At 59.9% G+C, this 18,165-nt stretch carries 10 protein-coding genes; 5 read left to right on the top strand and 5 right to left on the bottom strand.

All coding sequences use genetic code 11. The features are described from left to right. Positions 1-448: 448 nt before the first annotated feature. On the bottom strand, positions 449-1,378 hold the full coding sequence (locus ABAC402_RS36190) for a protein phosphatase CheZ (protein WP_023450783.1): 930 nt from the start codon (positions 1,376-1,378) through the stop codon (positions 449-451). A 24-nt stretch (positions 1,379-1,402) separates the two neighbouring features. Next, positions 1,403-1,783 (bottom strand): response regulator, encoded by a 381-nt coding sequence (locus ABAC402_RS36185; RefSeq protein ID WP_369751409.1) that lies wholly within the window; start codon positions 1,781-1,783, stop codon positions 1,403-1,405. A 290-nt stretch (positions 1,784-2,073) separates the two neighbouring features. Between ABAC402_RS36185 and ABAC402_RS36180 the strand changes: the two genes are divergently transcribed. Next, entirely contained in the window at positions 2,074-2,496 is a 423-nt protein-coding gene (locus ABAC402_RS36180; RefSeq protein ID WP_023450781.1) for a MaoC family dehydratase, read from the top strand. Positions 2,497-2,499: 3 nt separating this feature from the next. Beyond that, positions 2,500-3,501, top strand: coding sequence for a riboflavin biosynthesis protein RibF (gene ribF / locus ABAC402_RS36175; protein WP_023450780.1), 1,002 nt, complete (start codon positions 2,500-2,502; stop codon positions 3,499-3,501). Positions 3,502-3,610: 109 nt separating this feature from the next. On the opposite strand, the gene ABAC402_RS36170 is transcribed toward ribF, so the two are convergent. The 3 genes from ABAC402_RS36170 to ABAC402_RS36160 form a co-directional block, all read right to left on the bottom strand. Then, positions 3,611-3,985, bottom strand: coding sequence for a hypothetical protein (locus ABAC402_RS36170; RefSeq protein WP_155847457.1), 375 nt, complete (start codon positions 3,983-3,985; stop codon positions 3,611-3,613). A 65-nt stretch (positions 3,986-4,050) separates the two neighbouring features. Further along, the gene (locus ABAC402_RS36165) at positions 4,051-4,677 is read right to left on the bottom strand and encodes a GyrI-like domain-containing protein (RefSeq protein ID WP_023450778.1); all 627 of its coding nucleotides are present in this window, start codon (positions 4,675-4,677) and stop codon (positions 4,051-4,053) included. A gap of 64 nt (positions 4,678-4,741) precedes the next feature. Next, positions 4,742-5,881: a PQQ-dependent sugar dehydrogenase gene (locus ABAC402_RS36160; protein ID WP_031235940.1), complete on the bottom strand. Its 1,140-nt coding sequence runs from the start codon at positions 5,879-5,881 to the stop codon at positions 4,742-4,744. 391 nt (positions 5,882-6,272) lie between these two features. Between ABAC402_RS36160 and ABAC402_RS36155 the strand changes: the two genes are divergently transcribed. The 3 genes from ABAC402_RS36155 to ABAC402_RS36145 all read left to right on the top strand — a co-directional run bounded on the left by ABAC402_RS36155 (position 6,273) and on the right by ABAC402_RS36145 (position 18,057). Beyond that, positions 6,273-7,397 carry a hypothetical protein gene (locus ABAC402_RS36155; RefSeq protein ID WP_023450776.1) on the top strand — a complete coding sequence of 375 codons (1,125 nt, stop codon included), beginning with the start codon at positions 6,273-6,275 and terminating at the stop codon, positions 7,395-7,397. A 623-nt stretch (positions 7,398-8,020) separates the two neighbouring features. After that, on the top strand, positions 8,021-8,521 hold the full coding sequence (locus tag ABAC402_RS36150; RefSeq protein WP_155847456.1) for a cadherin-like domain-containing protein: 501 nt from the start codon (positions 8,021-8,023) through the stop codon (positions 8,519-8,521). Beyond that, entirely contained in the window at positions 8,518-18,057 is a 9,540-nt protein-coding gene (locus ABAC402_RS36145; RefSeq protein ID WP_023450774.1) for an S-layer family protein, read from the top strand. The genes ABAC402_RS36150 and ABAC402_RS36145 overlap by 4 nt, the downstream gene beginning before the upstream one ends. Positions 18,058-18,165 lie beyond the last annotated feature (108 nt).

Genomic DNA, 18,165 nt, shown 5'->3' with positions numbered 1-18,165 from the left:
AATCTACGTAGCCGAGACAATCCGTTTCTACACATTGTCTCGGGCAAATCCTTGATCCGTCGCGCCTGGAGCGGGATGCGTTTTGATGGAATCAAAACCCCGCTCCAATACCAAACCTCATAAAGAATGACGCTTGGTATTCGCATTTTTTCAGCTCAAACGCCGCATGGCTCCTCGCAAAAGCTCGGGCGGCCAGTCGGCCTTGCCAACCCGCGATGAGTCAAGAATTTCGCGGGTTGGTATAAGTTTTTGTTTTGTCGCGCAATTTTTCCGAAAAGTGCTGCAACCTTTTCGGGATGCGTCCGAAACAATCCAGCCCAAAGGCAACCGGCGCAACAGCAAAAAGCGCGGGAGCCGCCTCAGGCTCACCGCGCTTTCCGCACCATCGCAATAATATCACCGTCGGCTCGGAGCAGGCCGGTTCGATGTCTTTGCTTTTTTGTGAATCTTAGTCGAACAGGGCGTCGATATCGTCCTGAGACGCCGGCTTGCTCAAATCCTCTGCGGGCATGTCGAACAAAGCGTCGATATCATCCTGGCTGTTCGAAACCTCGGGCTCGGGCGCTTTCGCGACCGGGGCAGGCGCTGGCTTGGGAGCCGGTGCAGGTGCCTGTGCTGCCGCCTTCGGTGCGGGGGCCGGAACAGGCGCAGGTGCCGCAGCCTTCGGCGCGGGGGCCGGTGCGGGCGCCGGCGCAGGGGCTGGCTTGGACGCCAGGGCGTCCGGCTTGATCGCCTGTGCGGGCGGATCGTCGAACATGGCGTCAATGGCGTCCTGCTTGGTGGCCGGACCGCCAATAGCGGGTCCGTTCAACAGCAAGTCATGACGGCGCTTTTCTTCGGCGGTCATTTCGCGTGGCTTGTCCTCAACGCCCAGCGTATTGGCCAGTTTGCCGACGCGCTCCTCGATCTGCTTCAGGACATTCACCACCTTGGACACACGTTGTCCGGTAATATCCTGGAACGAGCAGGCCTCGAAAATCTTCATCACCTCGTCATCGATCCTGGCCTTGTAGTTGGCCTCACCCTCCGACATGCCCATGATTGCCTCAGCGGCGTTCATAATGGTGTGGGTGGCGTTTTCGGTGTCACGGGTGATGGCTTCCAGTTCGGCGCCAGCCGTCGGTATACGATCGTGCGAAATGTCGTGGGGACGCATTTCGCGGATTTCTTCCTTCGCCTTGGCGATATAACCGGCGATGATGCGAAACTCTTCCGAACGCTTCTTGTCGAGTTGCTGGAAAAACCCGCGCATCAGGGCGACCAGCGCCTCGGACTGCTGCATCAGGTTAATGAGCTTGGGCTCGAGCTCGCTGACCAGGGCGGGATCGAATCCCTCCAGGTCGACGGCATGGTCCCTTTTGGATGCAGGTTGAGCCATGATAGTTCCAACAAAAAGAATAACTTAGAATTCGCCGAGAACGGCCGTGATCTTCTGCTTAAGAGTCGCGGCATTGAAGGGTTTAACAATGTAATTGTTAACACCGGCTTTCTTGGCGGCGATCACGTTCTCGGTCTTGCTTTCTGCAGTGACCATGATGAACGGCGTTTTCTTGAGACCGTCATCGGCGCGGACCTTGAGCAGCAGCTCATAGCCCGTCATCGGCTCCATGTTCCAGTCGGAGATGACCAGACCGTAAGAGCTCTTTTTCATCTTGTCGAGCGCTTCGGTGCCGTCCGAAGCCTCTTCGACATTCTCAAAACCCAATTGCTTGAGCAGATTGGAAATGATCCGCAGCATAGTCTTGTAGTCATCGACGACAAGGACCGGCATGGACATATCGATGGCCATGTATAAACGCCCCACTTTTTCTAGGCGGGCCCTGCAGGACGCAGGCCCTTTGTTTGAAGACAGGTCCCAATATCGACCAAACCCGATAAAATCAGGTTAAGAGCGTTTCGAATTTTTTCTGTTATTTTTCAATGATATATCCAAAATTAACTACAAATCATAGTGAAGCTGTCTGATTAACTTAAGCGATTCGCCCGGCATTGGTCCAAATACGGGACAAGAATCGTCGCGGTTGCGACACCCCGCCCCTTGTCCCTGTGACGGGCTTCACCTAAACCAGCGCAATGACTCAGAGTTTTTACATCGATGACCTTTGCCTGGAACAGACGGCGTCGCGCGTCTTTAGCGTCGATGACGCCGCCATTGCCGCGTTTGCCGACGTTTCGACTGACCATAATCCGGTCCATGTCGACGAAGCCTTCGCCGCCGCCTCGCCCTTCAAGGGACGAATCGCCCACGGCATGTTGATGGGCGCCTATATCTCGGCAACCCTTGCGTCCGATTTGCCCGGCCGCGGCGCCATCTATGTGTCGCAGTCGCTGAACTTTAAACGCGCGGTCCGGCCTGGCGACGAAGCGACCGTGATCGTCACCATCACCGCCATCGATCTCAAATCGGGGCATGTGACGCTGAGCACTGTGGTCAAGGTGCGCAACAAGACCTTTGTCGATGGCATGGCCGTGGTCATCGCGCCCAAAAGACCTTAGATTATGTTTTCCTTCGACAGCCTGCCGCCTGCTCTTCGCCCTCATCGCCTCACGGCCCTGGTGCTGACCGTGCTGCCCGATGGCGGACTGCAGGTCGAGGGTGGTGAGTTGCCGAAGGGGACTTCGGCCGCCATCGGGAGCTTCGACGGCGTCCATATCGGCCACCAGCATGTCATTCACAATGCGCTGTTCAAAGCATCTCTGAAAAACGCCCGATCTTCCGTTATCTGTTTTGATCCGCACCCGCAAAGTTTCTTCCGACCGGACGGGGCTCCCTTCCGCCTGATGCGCGTGTCGCAGCAAGTGCGCGCGTTCGAAGCCCTGGGCGTTGACTACGCCCTTATCATCCGTTTCGATGAGAACCTTTCGTCCTTAAGTGCGGAAGACTTTGCCCGCATTATTCTGCGCGATCACCTGGCCCTGAAACATTGTTCCGCCGGTTTTGACTTTCAGTTCGGCAAGCGCGGCGGCGGCCATGCCAAAGATCTGGTGGCGTTTGGGGAACAGTTCGGCTTCAGCACCGACATCTTGCCGCTGCAAACCGATCACGCCGGGCATAAGCTGTCGTCGTCGGCGGTGCGCGACGCCCTGGCCGCCGGCGATGCGCGGCTGGCGGAGACTGTGCTCGGCCGGCCTCAGGCCTATCTCGGTGAGGTCGTCCACGGCGCCAAGCAGGGCCGGACGATCGACTTTCCCACGCTGAACATCCGGTTGGCCGATTATCTGCGGCCGCGCTACGGCATCTATGTCACCCAGACGCGACTGGGCGACGGCCGGGTGGTCAACGGCGTCAGCAATATCGGCGTCCGACCGACGGTCGGCGGCGATATCGAACTGCTGGAAACCTATCTCTTCGACTTCAAAGAGGAGATTTATGGCCAGACGGTCGAGACACTGCTGCGCGACTTTATCCGGCCGGAAGCGAAATTCGACTCGTTCGAGGAGATGCGGGTACAGATCCAGAAAGATGCCTATGCCGCGCGGACATGGTTTCGTCAGGCCTGACCGCGCTTCCAGAAACGCAAACCGCCGACGGCAAGGCTGATGTCTTTTGTCGTGCGGGGTTGCGTCATGCCTGCCTCGGCTTAGGGCTTGATTGCTTTCAAGGTCGCCCTTAGGCGGCGTCGATGCATTCCTTGGCGGCGTCAATGAGTGCCTCGATATTCTCTTCACTGACCACTTCCATTTCCGGCGCGGACGGCGGCGTGGCCTCGGCATCGTAAAGCACGTCCATGCTGGCAGAGATGGTCTGCAGATTATCGAGCAGTTCCTGCCAGGAATCGATTTCAGCCGCCTCGGTGGCGGAAACGTCTTCGCCGGCGACGTCAACGGCGCTGTCAAGTTCCTCCTGAGCGCTGTCGGCGCGCAGACCGATCTCAACGCCGACGGCGACACACAGACCGCTGTAATCCGTCTGGGCCGAGGCTGGGATCGCGGTGACGAGCACGAGAAGGCCGGCGCCGGCCAGTGCGAGGCTTTTGATAATCATTGGATGTCCCCGGTTATTTGGACCGGTACCATGCAGGACCATGAGCACCGAGTCGAGCCCGGACATCAGCATTTCATAGGTTTAACCGGCTGACGCAGCAGTGTCTTCAGCCTGGCGGGTTCGACCTTGCGCGCGTCGCTCAGATAGATTTCGTGGTGGTGTCCGGTCTCGACGAGGCCGTTTTGCGGCAGCCATTCGTTGTGCAGCCGCGCCAGGGTCGGCGCTTCATCGGCATAGGACCCAATATGCAGGATCTGGGCGCACAGGCCTTCGTCAAGGGTTTCCAATCGAACAGTTTCGATGCCCGGCAGCCCCTTCTTCATCAGCACTTCGGCCTTGGCTGCTTCGAGGTGGAGGGGGTCAATCCAGTCGGGTTGCAGGATCATCATGGTCCAGTTCCACTCGTCGCGACGGCCCGACGAGGTGTAGGCGCCGTAATCGTCGGCCCACCACAGGCCCTCAAGCGGACCGACGACATAGTCACGGCCGAAGGCGCGTTTGCTCATGAATTTGAGCGTGTAGGACAGAGAGTACAGGGCCTCGATCGCCTGCTGATAAACGGGCACCTTGAGCGGGTCGCCTCGACCGTCGAACATCAGGTAAGGCAGCGGTGGCACGTCGATCAGGACGAAATCCTTTTGCGGCGCGTTGTACAGACTCTTATACTCAGCTTTAAAATCAATCTTGGACATGGCGATATTCCCTTACCTTCAGAAGGGAATACCGCCCTTTACTGTCAAATTATGCCAGCAGCGCTTAACCCTTCGGGCTTAGCCGCAACAAACGGCCGCCGGGATCGCTGGAACCGTCTTCCAGCAGCCAGATATCACCGTCCGGCCCCTGTTCGACCTCACGGATACGCGTCTCCATATCCCAGCGATCCGCCTTGACGGCCTTATCGCCGTCGAGGTCGACGCGGATCAGAGATTGCCCGGACAGGGCGCCGATGAACATGTCGCCCTGCCACTGCGGGAATTTCGAACCGCTGTAGATCAGCAGGCTTGACGGCGAGATCGATGGGTTCCACCACACTTTCGGTGCCTCGAACTCCGGACGGGTGGGATGATCGGGAATGTCGCGGCCGTCATAGTGGTCGCCGTTGGAGACGATCGGATAGCCATAGTTCTTGCCTTCGACAACCAGGTTGACCTCATCGCCGCCCCCGGGGCCCATCTCGTTCTCCCACAGACGGCCGTCCTTGTCGAACGCCAGGCCGTAGAGATTGCGGTGGCCATAGCTCCACACCTGGTCGGAACTGCCGCCTTTGCCGGCGAAGGGATTACCGGGCGCCGGCGTGCCGTCCGGCAGCAGGCGCAGCACCTTGCCCAGGTTTAGTTTCAGATCCTGGGCCGGATTGAACTTCTGACGTTCGCCGGAGGTCACGAACATATATTTTCCGTCGGGCGAAAACACGATGCGCTGGGAGAAGTGGCCGTCGCCATTGACCTTGTCCTGCCGCCAGATGACGTTCAGGCCATCAAGATGCGGGGCGCCGTCCAGTACCAGTTTGGCGCGCCCGACAACGGCGCCGCTCTTGCCGCCGCTACCGGCTTCCGTCCAACTGAGATAGACGGTGTTGGACGTGGCGAAGTCCGGCGCCAGCGTAACGTCGGCAAAACCGCCCTGGCCATCATCCTTGACCGTCGGCGCACCGGCGACATCCTTGGCGGCACCTTCGGCGAACCATTTGAGCTTGCCCGACTTCTCGGTGACCAAAAGGCTGCCGTCCGGCAGGAAGGTCATGGCCCAGGGCGAGTCGAATTTCGCTACCTCCGTCACAGTAAAGGGCAGTCCGCCTTCGCTGAGCGGCCCCTCACCGCCAGGGGCAGGCTGGGATTGGCAGGCGCCGGCCGAGACGGCCAAAAACATTACGAGGCCAAGGGAGGCGGATTTCATGGAAAGCCTTTCGGTCGAAGGGAGTATGATCTACTGGCTAAGTTTAACGGTGTTCGCGGCGAGGACCGTCGCTTCCTGTCATAGACGGCCGGCTCGGCCAGGAAAAGCCGGAATGTGCGATGGATTTGCTGTTTTGGCGCGTGCCGTGCCCAGAACTGGTATTTGTTATCTCACCGACTTTCGCGCCTCCCTCGTCACAAAGGCATTTTACCCCTGCCAGTGGGTTCAAGACTCGCTTACCAAAGCGCTCCCCCAATCAAGAGGATTGCAAATTGCACCAAGCGATATGTCGCCTTTTGCGCTCAAGGCATTTACATCCTCAATTTGAGGGATGCGGATATAACCGCATAAGGGATAGTTTCAAAAGTAAGACAACAAAGAGGGAGGCGTCGTGACCGCTACAGGCGTCGGACATATTGTCGATTCAATCTACAATGCCGGACTGGATGAAAAGGCTCTTTCGACATTGGCCAGGCGATTGGCCGAATATGCCGGTGCGCAGACTGCCACACTGAGTCTTCATACGTGCGACATTCGCGCCTTTTTGGGGCTGCGCGATTGTTTGTTGGCCGAAGCTGAAATCGATTACGCCGATCAGTTCCTCACCCAGGACGTCTGGCGCCAAGCTGCCAAGTATATGGATTCCATCGGACGGACGGGTCCCTGGGCGCGCGATGGTGCCGCCTTTAAGGAAGTTTACCAGCGACTCTACCTGCCCCTGGGCGACGATTCGACATTCAGCCTGAATGCCCTGATAGCAACAGAGCACGGCGTCATGTCGGTTGCGACCCAAAGGCCAACCGTTAACGCTCCATTTTCGGCAGCGGATGCGTCAAAACTTCAAACCCTCGTACCTCATTTACGTCGCATGCAGATCACGCGCCACCGGGTCCAGTTCCTCGAAGCCCAGGCGAGTTTTGCCCGAAATGCGCTGGACTGCTATGCCTATCCGACGCTCGTCATACTGAACGACCGCCATATCGTCCTGGCCAATGCCGCGGCGCGGGCCTTCCTTTCACGTAAGGAAAGTCTCTTCGAACAGGACGGAAAGCTGTTCGCGCCTCAAGCAGGAGATGCCAGGAAACTGGCAGCTGCTGTGATCAAGGCCCAGCAGGGTCATGAAGCCGGCGAAGCACGGGCAGCCGAGATTTTCCGACTGGGTACTGGCGCCCCTGAAGACGTGCGCCTTATCATGTCGGCAATGACCGGGGGCAAAACCATACTGGTTATCCTTGACGATCCCGCCGCACCGCGCATTTCCGGCACCAACCTGGCCGAGCTATACGGTTTGACGGCGGCTGAGACGGCCCTGGCCGAGGCCTTGCTGCGCGGTGAAACCATCGACACCTTTGCCGACAGCCGCAATGTGCGCATGACGACCGTAAGGTCGCAACTGTCGTCGGTCATGCGCAAAACGGACACGGAGCGGCAGTCGCAGCTGGTCGCCCTCCTTAGCCGGTTACCGGCTCTGACTTTGCGGGAACATAGTGAGACCAAGGTGTTTGCCGCGTCATAGTTTTGTATGACGTGCAGTGCAGCAAATACCGGTATCGACCTCTGTTCGTAAAAAACCTCGCGATATGGATGTCGGAAAAACGGCGTCAAAGTTGAATTAAGGCAACCGTTGCCATTCTGCCGCACGGATCGGAAACCACGACTTGGCCCGGGCAGCGGGACTACCTTCAGCTGTATTGAAGAATGCCGAAAGGCCCTTGCCTACAAGCCACCAGCGATGAAAAATCTTGCCAACGGTCAAGGCCGTTTCAAGCCCGGCTGGAGGGCTGGCGACCTGGACATGGACCAGAGTTCAGCCGTCCAACGTCCCAGGCTCCGTCAAAAAACGAATCAATTTTCGGCGCTTCACGCAACTGCATGATGCGCGCAGCCGAAGAAACGCATCAATTGGTTAAGAATTCGTAATCTTGCGCGGCGTGATCTTTCGATCTTCGCCACGCAACCTTGTGAAGTAAATCAGGCGAACGAAGCGGGGGCTTTGAACAATCACATCGAACTGATCGTCAAACGACGTTGGTAACAGCTGTTTCCGCACAGAAAGTGCGGTTAGCTGACCAGACCTATGAGCGCCTTTCAAATGAAAATGCGCGATTTCAATCTATGTACTGGTACTTGGATATGAATATGGCTGACAACTATGCTGACAGTAGATTATCAAGTGGTTCATTAATTTTCGGTTTCGACAGCTTTGAGCAGATCGCGCGCAGCTGGACCTTTACGGCGGACACCAAAGACTTCGGCGACGAAATCGTCACCAGGAGATTTACCGGTGACACGCATGCGGTTTGCTGTCCACTGCTGTACATCGCAGCCACCTCCGCCGGTTGTGAACCGATCCTTCACGTCGGCTCCCAGGCTCCTTTGCCGTCGGCGCTACGGCACCCGTCAAACACCTTCTTCCTGTCCCTTCTGACGACAGGCTACAGCGACGCCGCCGACGACGTCCTGTCCATCCCAGACCTTGCTGCCGACCACGGCACCATCGTCGCCGATCTCGATGACGCTTTCAGCGTCACGCCCCAGGCCTCGTTTTTCGGCCACGTAAAGCTTTCCTCTCAATCACAGATGGCGCCGTCGGAACAACCGCGGCGTCAAACTTTTCAATGCTCAGGAGCGACCCAATGACCATCATCACCACCTTCACCCCGCTCGATGAAGACCTTGTCAACCTGACCACCCTGGGCAACCAGTCGGACCCTTCCATCACGTGGCTGGCCGACGGCGGTTACATCATTACGTGGGTCGGCAATGACAATGGCGGCGGTGGGTCGGGTATCCTGTTGCAGCGCTATGATGCTGAAGGCAACGCCATCGGCACGGAAACCATCGTCAACACCTACCTGGCCAACAATCAGACCGCGCCGGCGATCACAGGTCTGGCCAATGGTGGCTATGTCGTGACCTGGGTTTCGAACCTGCAGGACGGGTCCGGCACCGGCATCTATATCCAGCAGTTTGATGCCGCCGGCGCTCTGGTCGGATCGGAATCGCGAGTCAACACCACCACCTCCAGCGCCCAGAACCAGCCGACCATCACCAGCTTTGCCGATTCCAGCTATGTCGTGAGTTGGTCCAGCGCCAGTGGTGACGGTTCAAGCTACGGCGTATTTGGTCAGCGCTACAATGCCGACGGCAGCAAGGCCGGATCGGAATTCCTCATCAACACCTATGCCTCGGGCGATCAGTCGGCTTCGTCGATTACCGCCCTCGATAGTGGCAATTTCGTCGTTGTGTGGCAGTCCGCCAACCAGGACGGATCGGGCTACGGCATCTATTCGCAACGCTACAACAGCTCCGGCGTCGCCCAGGGCTCAGAAACACGCGTCAACACCACGACCGCCAGCAACCAGCAGTTCCCGGCCGTCGCCGCCGACGCCGACGGCAACTATGTCGTCGCCTGGCAAAGCCCGACCAGCGCCGACATCTATTTCCAGCGTTACAACAGTTCCGGTACGGCCCAGGGCTCGGAAACCATCGCCAATCCCGGTGCCACGTCCGGCGTTCAATCCGGCGTCTCGGCGGCCTATTTGAACACCGGCGGCTTTGTCCTGGTGTGGACCAGCACGGTCGGCGACGGCTCGGGCAGCGGCATCTACGCCCAGCGCTTTACCGCGTCAGGCGTAGCGGATGGCAGCCTCGTCCTGATCAACACCTATACCACCGGCGATCAGACTGCCCCGTCGGTCACCACGCTTGAAAACGGCAGCTATGTCGTCACCTGGACCAGCGCCGATCAGGACGGCAACGGCACCGGCATCTACCATAAGATCGTCGAAGCCAACACGGCTCCGCAACTGACGGACGACCAGGCCAGCCTGGCCAACGGCACCGAGGATAACGGCTACTTTGTTTCGATCGCCAGCCTGCTTGAGGGCGTGACGGATGGCGAAGGCCACGACCTGACGATCGCGGCCGTAACCGGTAGCAACTTCACCGCGGTCTATAACGGCAGCACGGGCTTCGACATCACACCTGCGGACGATTTCAACGGCACCCTGACCCTGAATTACACGGTTGCAGATGGCCATGGCGGGACCCTGGCACTTACCCAGAGCCTGGTCATTGACTCCGTCAATGACGCTCCGACCAATGGCGGCACGACCAATGTTGCGGTCACCGAAGGCGGCGCCACCGTTTCGGTCAACGCCCTGGCGGGTGCGGATGATGTCGACGAAGGCACCGACCTCTATGTCGTCCTGACCGACGAACTGCCGGCCGGCGTCAGCTATGTCGGCGAGACCCAAAGCATCGACTTCGAGGACTACACCGCCGGTTCGGTGGTTGGCCAACATGGCTGGACCGACGCCTCGCCGTCGTCGCCCGCCAATGCCATCGTTGACCTGGCCGGCAACAACGTCCTGCGCCTGGCCAATGACCCGACCTCGGGTGACTTCGGCGGCCCCTACACCCCGGCTCTCAGCATCCGTGCGGGTGAAACCGCCTCGGGCGCCGAGGTCAATGGTATCGTCTTCTCGTTCAGCTTCATGGCTGTGCAAGGTGCAGCCGATGGTTCGCGCATCGAAATCGATCTGGCGACCGCGGGCTCCGACCGCCAGAACTTCATGGCCCTGGAATCGGTCGCCGGCGGCATCCGCATCCTGCAGAACACGCCGAACGCCGACGGTTCCTGGGAAAGCAACGACTTCAACTTCGGCACCGGCAATGTCACCCTGGCCGATGGCGTCGACGCCAGCACCTGGCACACCCTGACGGTCGTTGCCACCTTCAACGATGGTTCCAACAACGACGTCCTCAACTACTATCTCGACGGCGTCCTCATTGGCACCGGCGGCAGCTTCGAAGATTATAACGGCGGCCGTACCGGCATCGTCGACAGCATCCTGTTCCGCGCTGGCGACCCGGCCGGCAACCCCTTCCCGGCTGATGGTGTCGGCCCCAACCGCCAGGGCTTCTATATCGACAATCTCGGTATCCAGTCCTTCGACACGGAAGCGTCGTTCACCTTCGATCCGACCGACCCGGCCTATGACTATCTGGCTGCCGGCGAAACCACCGTCGTCACCGTCAACTACGGCATCAGCGATGGCACCACGACAACCGACGACGCTGTCACCTTCACCGTCACCGGCGTCAATGACGCACCCGTAGCCCAGGACACGACGGCAACGACCGAGGAAGACGAAGCCGTCACCATCGATGTTGCCAGCCTGATCTCGGACGTCGATTCTGACACCCTGACCGTGACCGCCTCGGTCGCGGAAGCTGAAGGCACGGTCACCGTCGACGGCACGGTCATCACCTTCACCCCGGCGGCCAATTTCAACGGCGCGGCCTCGATCACCTATTGGGTGTCCGACGGCGATCTGACGGACCAGGGCACGGTCAGCGTCACGGTCAACGCCTTTGACGATGCGCCAGTGATCGGTGCTTCGCTCGACGACACGGTAGCAGAAGGCGCTTCGATCACCATCGACGCCCTCAGCAATGTCACCGATGTCGACAGCGGCAGCCTGACCGTCCTCCCCGGCACCCTGCCGGCCGGCGTCACCTTTGCCGGCTCGTCCTTTACCCTGGATGCGACCCACGCCGCCTATAACGGCCTGGGCGTCGGCGACACCGCCGACGTTGTTATCAACTACCAGGTCACGGACGGCGTCACCCCGGTAACCAGCTCGATCACCGTCACCGTCACCGGCACCAATGACGGCCCGACCCTGGGCTTCTACCAGGGCTTCGAAGCTGACAGCACGGGCGTCATCACGGGCGGTAGCTACGGCACCCTGACACGCTACACCAGCCCCTATGGCGATATCGAAGCCGCCGACGGTTCGGCCTTCGCCGTTCTGACAGAGGCCGGTGGTTCGGGCGCCTTCACCCGGTTTGACGGCTACCGTTCGAACTTCGTCGATGGCCTGACGACCGGCGTCAAGGTCTATCTCGACACCGCCTGGGCCACTGGCCAGGGCTTTGACTATTCGGTTGCCGCCAATGGCAGCGACAGTATCCACCAGCGCGACTTTATCGTCCACGTCGCCAAGGACGCCACGACCGGCGAACTGCTGATCAATGCTGACAATGGCACCAACTTTGCCGTCCGCGCCGACCTCGACACCCTGGTCGACTCCGCCGAGATTACCGCCACCGGCTGGTACACGATCGAGCATGTCTTCAGCGATGCCGGCGGTCAGTTGGCCGTGGAAATCCGGCTGGTGGCTGAAGACGGCACCGTCGTCTTCTCCAAGACCCTGTCGTCACCGCTAGACACCATCCCGGCCGAGGTCGGCGGTAACCGCTACGGCTGGTTCACCGACATCACGGTTGCTGGCGGCCTGGCCGTTGACGGCCTGAGCCTGGGCGACCTGGCCGGCGCCGTCACCGAAGACGGCACCCTGTCCTCCACCGGCATTGTGCCGTTCGGCGATGTCGATCTGACAGACGAACACACCATCGCTGTTTCGGGCGACATGGGTAATCTCGGCACCCTGACGGCCGAGATCACCACGGACTCCACCGGCACGGGCAAGGGCATCGTGACCTGGTCGTTCAGCGTCGATAACGCCGCTGTCCAGCACCTGGCCGCCGGCGAGATCCTGGAAGAGACCTACACCCTGACCCTGGACGACGGTAATGGCGCAACAGCGACACAAGACGTCACCATCGTCATCAACGGCACCAATGACGGCCCGGAACTGACCGGCGCCCAGACTGTGCTGACCGAAGGCTTTGAAGACACCGCCTACCTGGTGACCGATGCCGAACTGCTGGCCGGCTTCAGCGACGTCGATGCCACCGACACCCTGTCGATCGAAGATCTGGTAGCCAGCGACGGGGCCATCGTAACCCCCACAGTCGGCGGCTACTCCATCAGTCATCCGGCCAACTACAATGGCCTGATCACGCTCAGCTACAACGTTGTTGACGGCAACGGCGGTTCGATCGCCGGTACCCTCACATACAACCTTGCACCGGTGAATGACGCCCCCGTAGCCCAGGACACCACGGCCACGACCGATGAAGACGAAGCCGTCACCATCGACGTCGCCAGCCTGATCTCCGACATCGACTCCGGTTCGCTGACGGTCACCGCCACGGTTCCGGAAGCTCAGGGCACCGTCTCGGTCGACGGCACCGTGATCACCTTCACCCCGGCCTCCAACTTCAATGGTGAAGCCTCGATCAGCTACACGGTTTCTGACGGCGAACTGACCGACACCGCCACCGTCACCGTCACCGTCGATCCGGTCAATGACGCCCCGACCAATGGCGGCACGACCGATGTCGCGGCCACCGAAGGCGGCGCCACCGTCTCGGTCAACGCCCTGGCGGGTGCGGATGATGTCGACGAAGGCACCGACCTCTATGTCGTCCTGACCGACGAACTGCCGGCCGGTGTCAGCTATGTCGGCGAGACCCAAAGCTTCGACTTCGAGGACTACACCGCCGGTTCGGTGGTTGGCCAACATGGCTGGACCGACGCCTCGCCGTCGTCGCCCGCCAATGCCATCGTTGACCTGGCCGGCAACAACGTCCTGCGCCTGGCCAATGACCCGACCTCGGGTGACTTCGGCGGCCCCTACACCCCGGCTCTCAGCATCCGTGCGGGTGAAACCGCCTCGGGCGCCGAGGTCAATGGTATCGTCTTCTCGTTCAGCTTCATGGCTGTGCAAGGGACGGCCGATGGTTCGCGCATCGAAATCGATCTGGCGACCGCGGGCTCCGACCGCCAGAGCTTCATGGCCCTGGAATCGATGGACGGTGGTATCCGCATCCTGCAGAACACGGCGAACGCCGACGGTTCGTGGGAAAGCAACGACTTCAACTTCGGCACCGGCAATGTCACCCTGGCCGATGGCGTCGACGCCAGCACCTGGCACACCCTGACGGTCGTTGCCACCTTCAACGATGGTTCCAACAACGATGTCCTCAACTACTATCTCGACGGCGTCCTCATTGGCACCGGCGGCAGCTTCGAAGATTATAACGGCGGCCGTACCGGCATCGTCGACAGCATCCTGTTCCGCGCTGGCGACCCGGCCGGCAACCCCTTCCCGGCTGATGGTGTCGGCCCCAACCGCCAGGGCTTCTACATCGACAATCTCGGCATCCAGACCTTCGACACGGAAGCGTCGTTCACCTTCGATCCGACCGACCCGGCCTATGACTATCTGGCTGCCGGCGAAACCACCGTCGTCACCGTCAACTACGGCATCAGCGATGGCACCACGACAACCGACGACGCTGTCACCTTCACCGTCACTGGCACCAATGACGGACCGACCATCACCGGAACCCCGGACGATAGCGGTTCGGTCACCGAAGACGGTACCCTGACGGCCACAGGCTCGGTCGACTTTGCCGATGTCGATCTCAGCGACAGCCATACGGTCACTGTTTCCGGAACGGGTCTTGGTAGCCTGACCGCCGAGGTAACCGAAGCCGCCAACAGCGCCACCGGAAGCATCAACTGGAGCTTCAGCGTCGACAATGCTGCCGTCCAATATCTGGCCGAAGGCGAGACCCTGCAACAGACCTACACCCTGACGCTCAACGACGGCAAAGGCGGCACGGCAACCCAAGACGTCACCATCACCATCACCGGCACTAATGACGGCCCGGTCGCCAGCGCCATCACCGGTGTGGAGGCAACGGAAGAAACCGCGGTTGTTATCGATGTCGCCGACCACGTCAGCGATGTCGATGACGACACCCTCTTTGTAACCGCGGCGACCAGCCCCCAGGGCACGATCACCAGCATTTCCGGTACGCAGTTTACCTTCACACCGGCTGCCAACTTCTATGGCGAAGCCACGATCACCTACACCATCTCAGATGGCTCGTTGACGTCGCAAAACACCATCACCGTCGATGTCGCCAACAGTTACGACATTCCGTACCTTACCGGGCCGGCGGCGGAACTGGCGGACGGCCTCGAAGACACCGGCTATGAACTGGCTCTGGCCGATCTGGTCCAGAACCTTGCCAATCCCGATAATGCAGAACTGACGATCGGCAACTTCTATTCGGCGGAAGGCACCGTCACCGACAATGGCGATGGCACCTTCCACTTCTCGCCCATCGCCGACTATTTCGGTTCGGTGACGATCAACTACGAGATCGACAACGGTACCGATCAGGTCCTCAACTACGTGACCTTCGAACTGCTCAACAAGAACGATGCTCCGACGGCGCCGGAAACACCAGCCAGCCTGGGTTCGGCTGCTGAGGCCGGCAGCTTTACCGGCACGGACGCCGACCTGCTGGCAGGTTGGAACGACATCGACTTCGACCTGGATCCGGGCCTGCCCGCGCTGACAGTGACGTCGATTTCTTCGTCGGTCGGGACCGTAACCCGCGACGGCAATGACTTCACCATCGACTTCTCCGGCGCTGCCGATGACTTCAATGGCGAGGTCACCATCACCTACGTCGTGTCGGACGGAACCACCACGGTCGAAAGCACGCGCACCCTGACCGTGACTCCGACACCCGATGCGCCGGAGATGGCCGATCCGGCCGATCTGCCCGCAACGGCAGAAGACACAGCCATCACGGTGACCACGGCCAGCCTGTTGTCAGGCATCACAGATCCCGACGGTGATACTGAGTTCACCATCGCGTCAATCAGCGTGAACCACGGTCAGATTGTGGCGGACGGCGATGACTATAGCTACACGCCCGATCCGGACTTCTTCGGCACGGTCACGATCACCTACACAGTCTCTGACGGTGTCAGCACGTCTGCGCCGCTCCAAAACAGCTTTGAGGTAACTCCGGTCAATGATGCCCCGGCCGGCGATGCAGCCACCGTCACCGGTGTCAGCGAAGATGTTGCCAAGGTCTTGACCAAGGCTGAACTTCTGGCAGGCGTCACCGACATCGACAGTGCGTCGAGCAGCTTCTCGATCACGGCCATCAGCGCAACGGGTGGCACGATTGTCGACAACGGTAACGACACCTATACCTTCACCTCGACGGCAAATTACAATGGTGCCGCCTCGATCAGCTACACCGTCTCCGACGGCGAAGACTCTTCCAACTACACCAGCAACTTCACCGTCGCGGCGGTGAATGATGCCCCGGGTGGTACGGCGGCGACCGTGACAGCCGATGAGGATGTCGCAAAGCTGCTGACCAAGGCCGACCTGCTGGCCGACGTCACCGACATCGACAATAGCTTCGCACAACTGTCGATCACCGCCATTAGCGCCACCGGCGGGACGATCGTCGACAATGGCAACGACACCTATACCTTCCTGTCGGACGCCAACTATCATGGTGCGGCATCGATAACCTACACGGTGTTCGATGGCGAAGCCTCGACGCAATACACCAGCAACTTCACGGTCGCCTCGGTGATCGACCTGGTCACGTCCAGCACGACCACCACCCTGGGTGCGACCGACGAGGATCTGTTGCTGACCGGTACCGGCAATATCGATGGCACCGGCAACAGCCTCGACAACAAGCTGACCGGCAATTCGGGCGACAACAAGCTGGATGGCGCAACTGGTCAGGATACCCTGTATGGCATGGGCGGCGACGACATCTACATTATCGACAATAGTGAGGATGTGGCGTCGGAAGAAAGTACGCCGGGTATTGATGACGGCGGGTTCGACACAGTCCGCACCTCGGTGTCCTACACCCTGGGCAACTTCATCGAAGCCATCAACCTGAACGGCACCGGCAACATCAGCGCCTTCGGCAATGCCGGCTCCAACTTCCTGACCGGCAATGCGGGCAACAACCTGCTGGACGGTGGCCAGGGCGCGGACATCATGGCCGGCGGTCAAGGCAATGATACCTTCATCGTCGATACGCTCGGAGAATTCGCCACCGAAACGGCGGGTGGCGGCACCGACCTGGTGGAGGCCTCTGTCACCTTCACACTGGGCACCGAAGTTGAAAACCTGACCCTGACCGGGACGGATAACATCAACGGCACCGGCAACAGCCTGGCCAACATCCTGACCGGCAATTCGGGTATCAATATCCTGGCCGGTGGTCTGGGTAACGACTCCTACTATGTTCAGAACACCAGCGACAACGTCTCGGAAGCCACCAACGCCGGTACCGATATTGTCTTTGCGACGGCGACCTACAGCCTGGCGGGCCGACAAGTTGAGAACCTGACCCTTCTGGGGATCAGCAACCTCAATGCCACCGGTAACAGTCTCGGCAATATCCTAATCGGCAATGTGGGTAACAACATACTGGACGGCGGCGCAGGACACGATCGACTTGACGGCGGACTGGGTACCGACACCAATATCGGCGGTACCGGCAATGATACCTACATCATTGACAATACGTCTGATGTGATCACCGAACTGGCCGGTGGCGGGGCGGATCTGGCTGAGTCGACGGTTTCCTACACGTTGAGTTCGGATGTCGAAAACCTGACCCTGGTCAGCACCGGCACCAACGCTCTGAACGGAACGGGTAACGCCATCAACAACACCTTGACCGGCAGCCGCGGCGGGAACCAACTCTCTGGCCTGGGCGGTTTCGACCTCCTGATCGGCGGCGCTGGCAACGATCTGCTGGACGGTGGCACCGGGGCCGATACCATGTATGGTGGTGCCGACAGCGACACCTATATGGTCGACAATGCCGATGACATCGTGTCGGAAGAGACCGTTTTGGGCGTCAACGACACCGGCAACGATCTGGTCGTCGCAAGTGTTTCCTATACCCTGGGCAACTTCGTCGAACGCCTGACCCTGAGTGGCGCTGGCAATATCGATGGCACGGGCAATAGCCAGAACAATACGATTGCCGGCAATAGCGGCAACAACGTTCTGGTCGGCGCCGGCGGCGCAGATACGATCTCCGGCGACGCCGGGACGGACCGCATCATCGGCGGCACGGGCAATGATAACATGACGGGGGGTGCCGATGCCGATACCTTCGTCTTTGCGCGCTCCGGCGGCGGGATCGACCAGGTCACGGACTTCCAGGCGGGCCTTGACCGTCTGGCCTTCACGGCCATCGATTTCGGCTTTACCGCCGGCCATACCCTGACGGATGCTCAGTTTAACCTGAATGCGGCCGTCGGAACCACGGGTCAGTTCGTTTACAACACGGCGACCAACACCCTGGTCTGGGACTCCAACGGCACCGGAAGCGGTGGCGTCACGACCCTGGCCACCTTCGGCAATGCGCCGTCGCTCACCAAGGCCGACTTCATTTTTGAATAGGTCACGACGGCGTTTATTGAGAAGGGCCGACGGGAAACCGTCGGCCTTTTTCTTTGTTCCTGCCCGCCTTTCTTGAGACGACCTCACAGCAGGCGATTTGTCAGTTCG

It is taken from the genome of Asticcacaulis sp. AC402, from assembly GCF_000495835.1.
In the GTDB taxonomy this organism is placed as follows: domain Bacteria; phylum Pseudomonadota; class Alphaproteobacteria; order Caulobacterales; family Caulobacteraceae; genus Asticcacaulis.
This window is presented reverse-complemented; position numbering and strand designations above follow the sequence as displayed.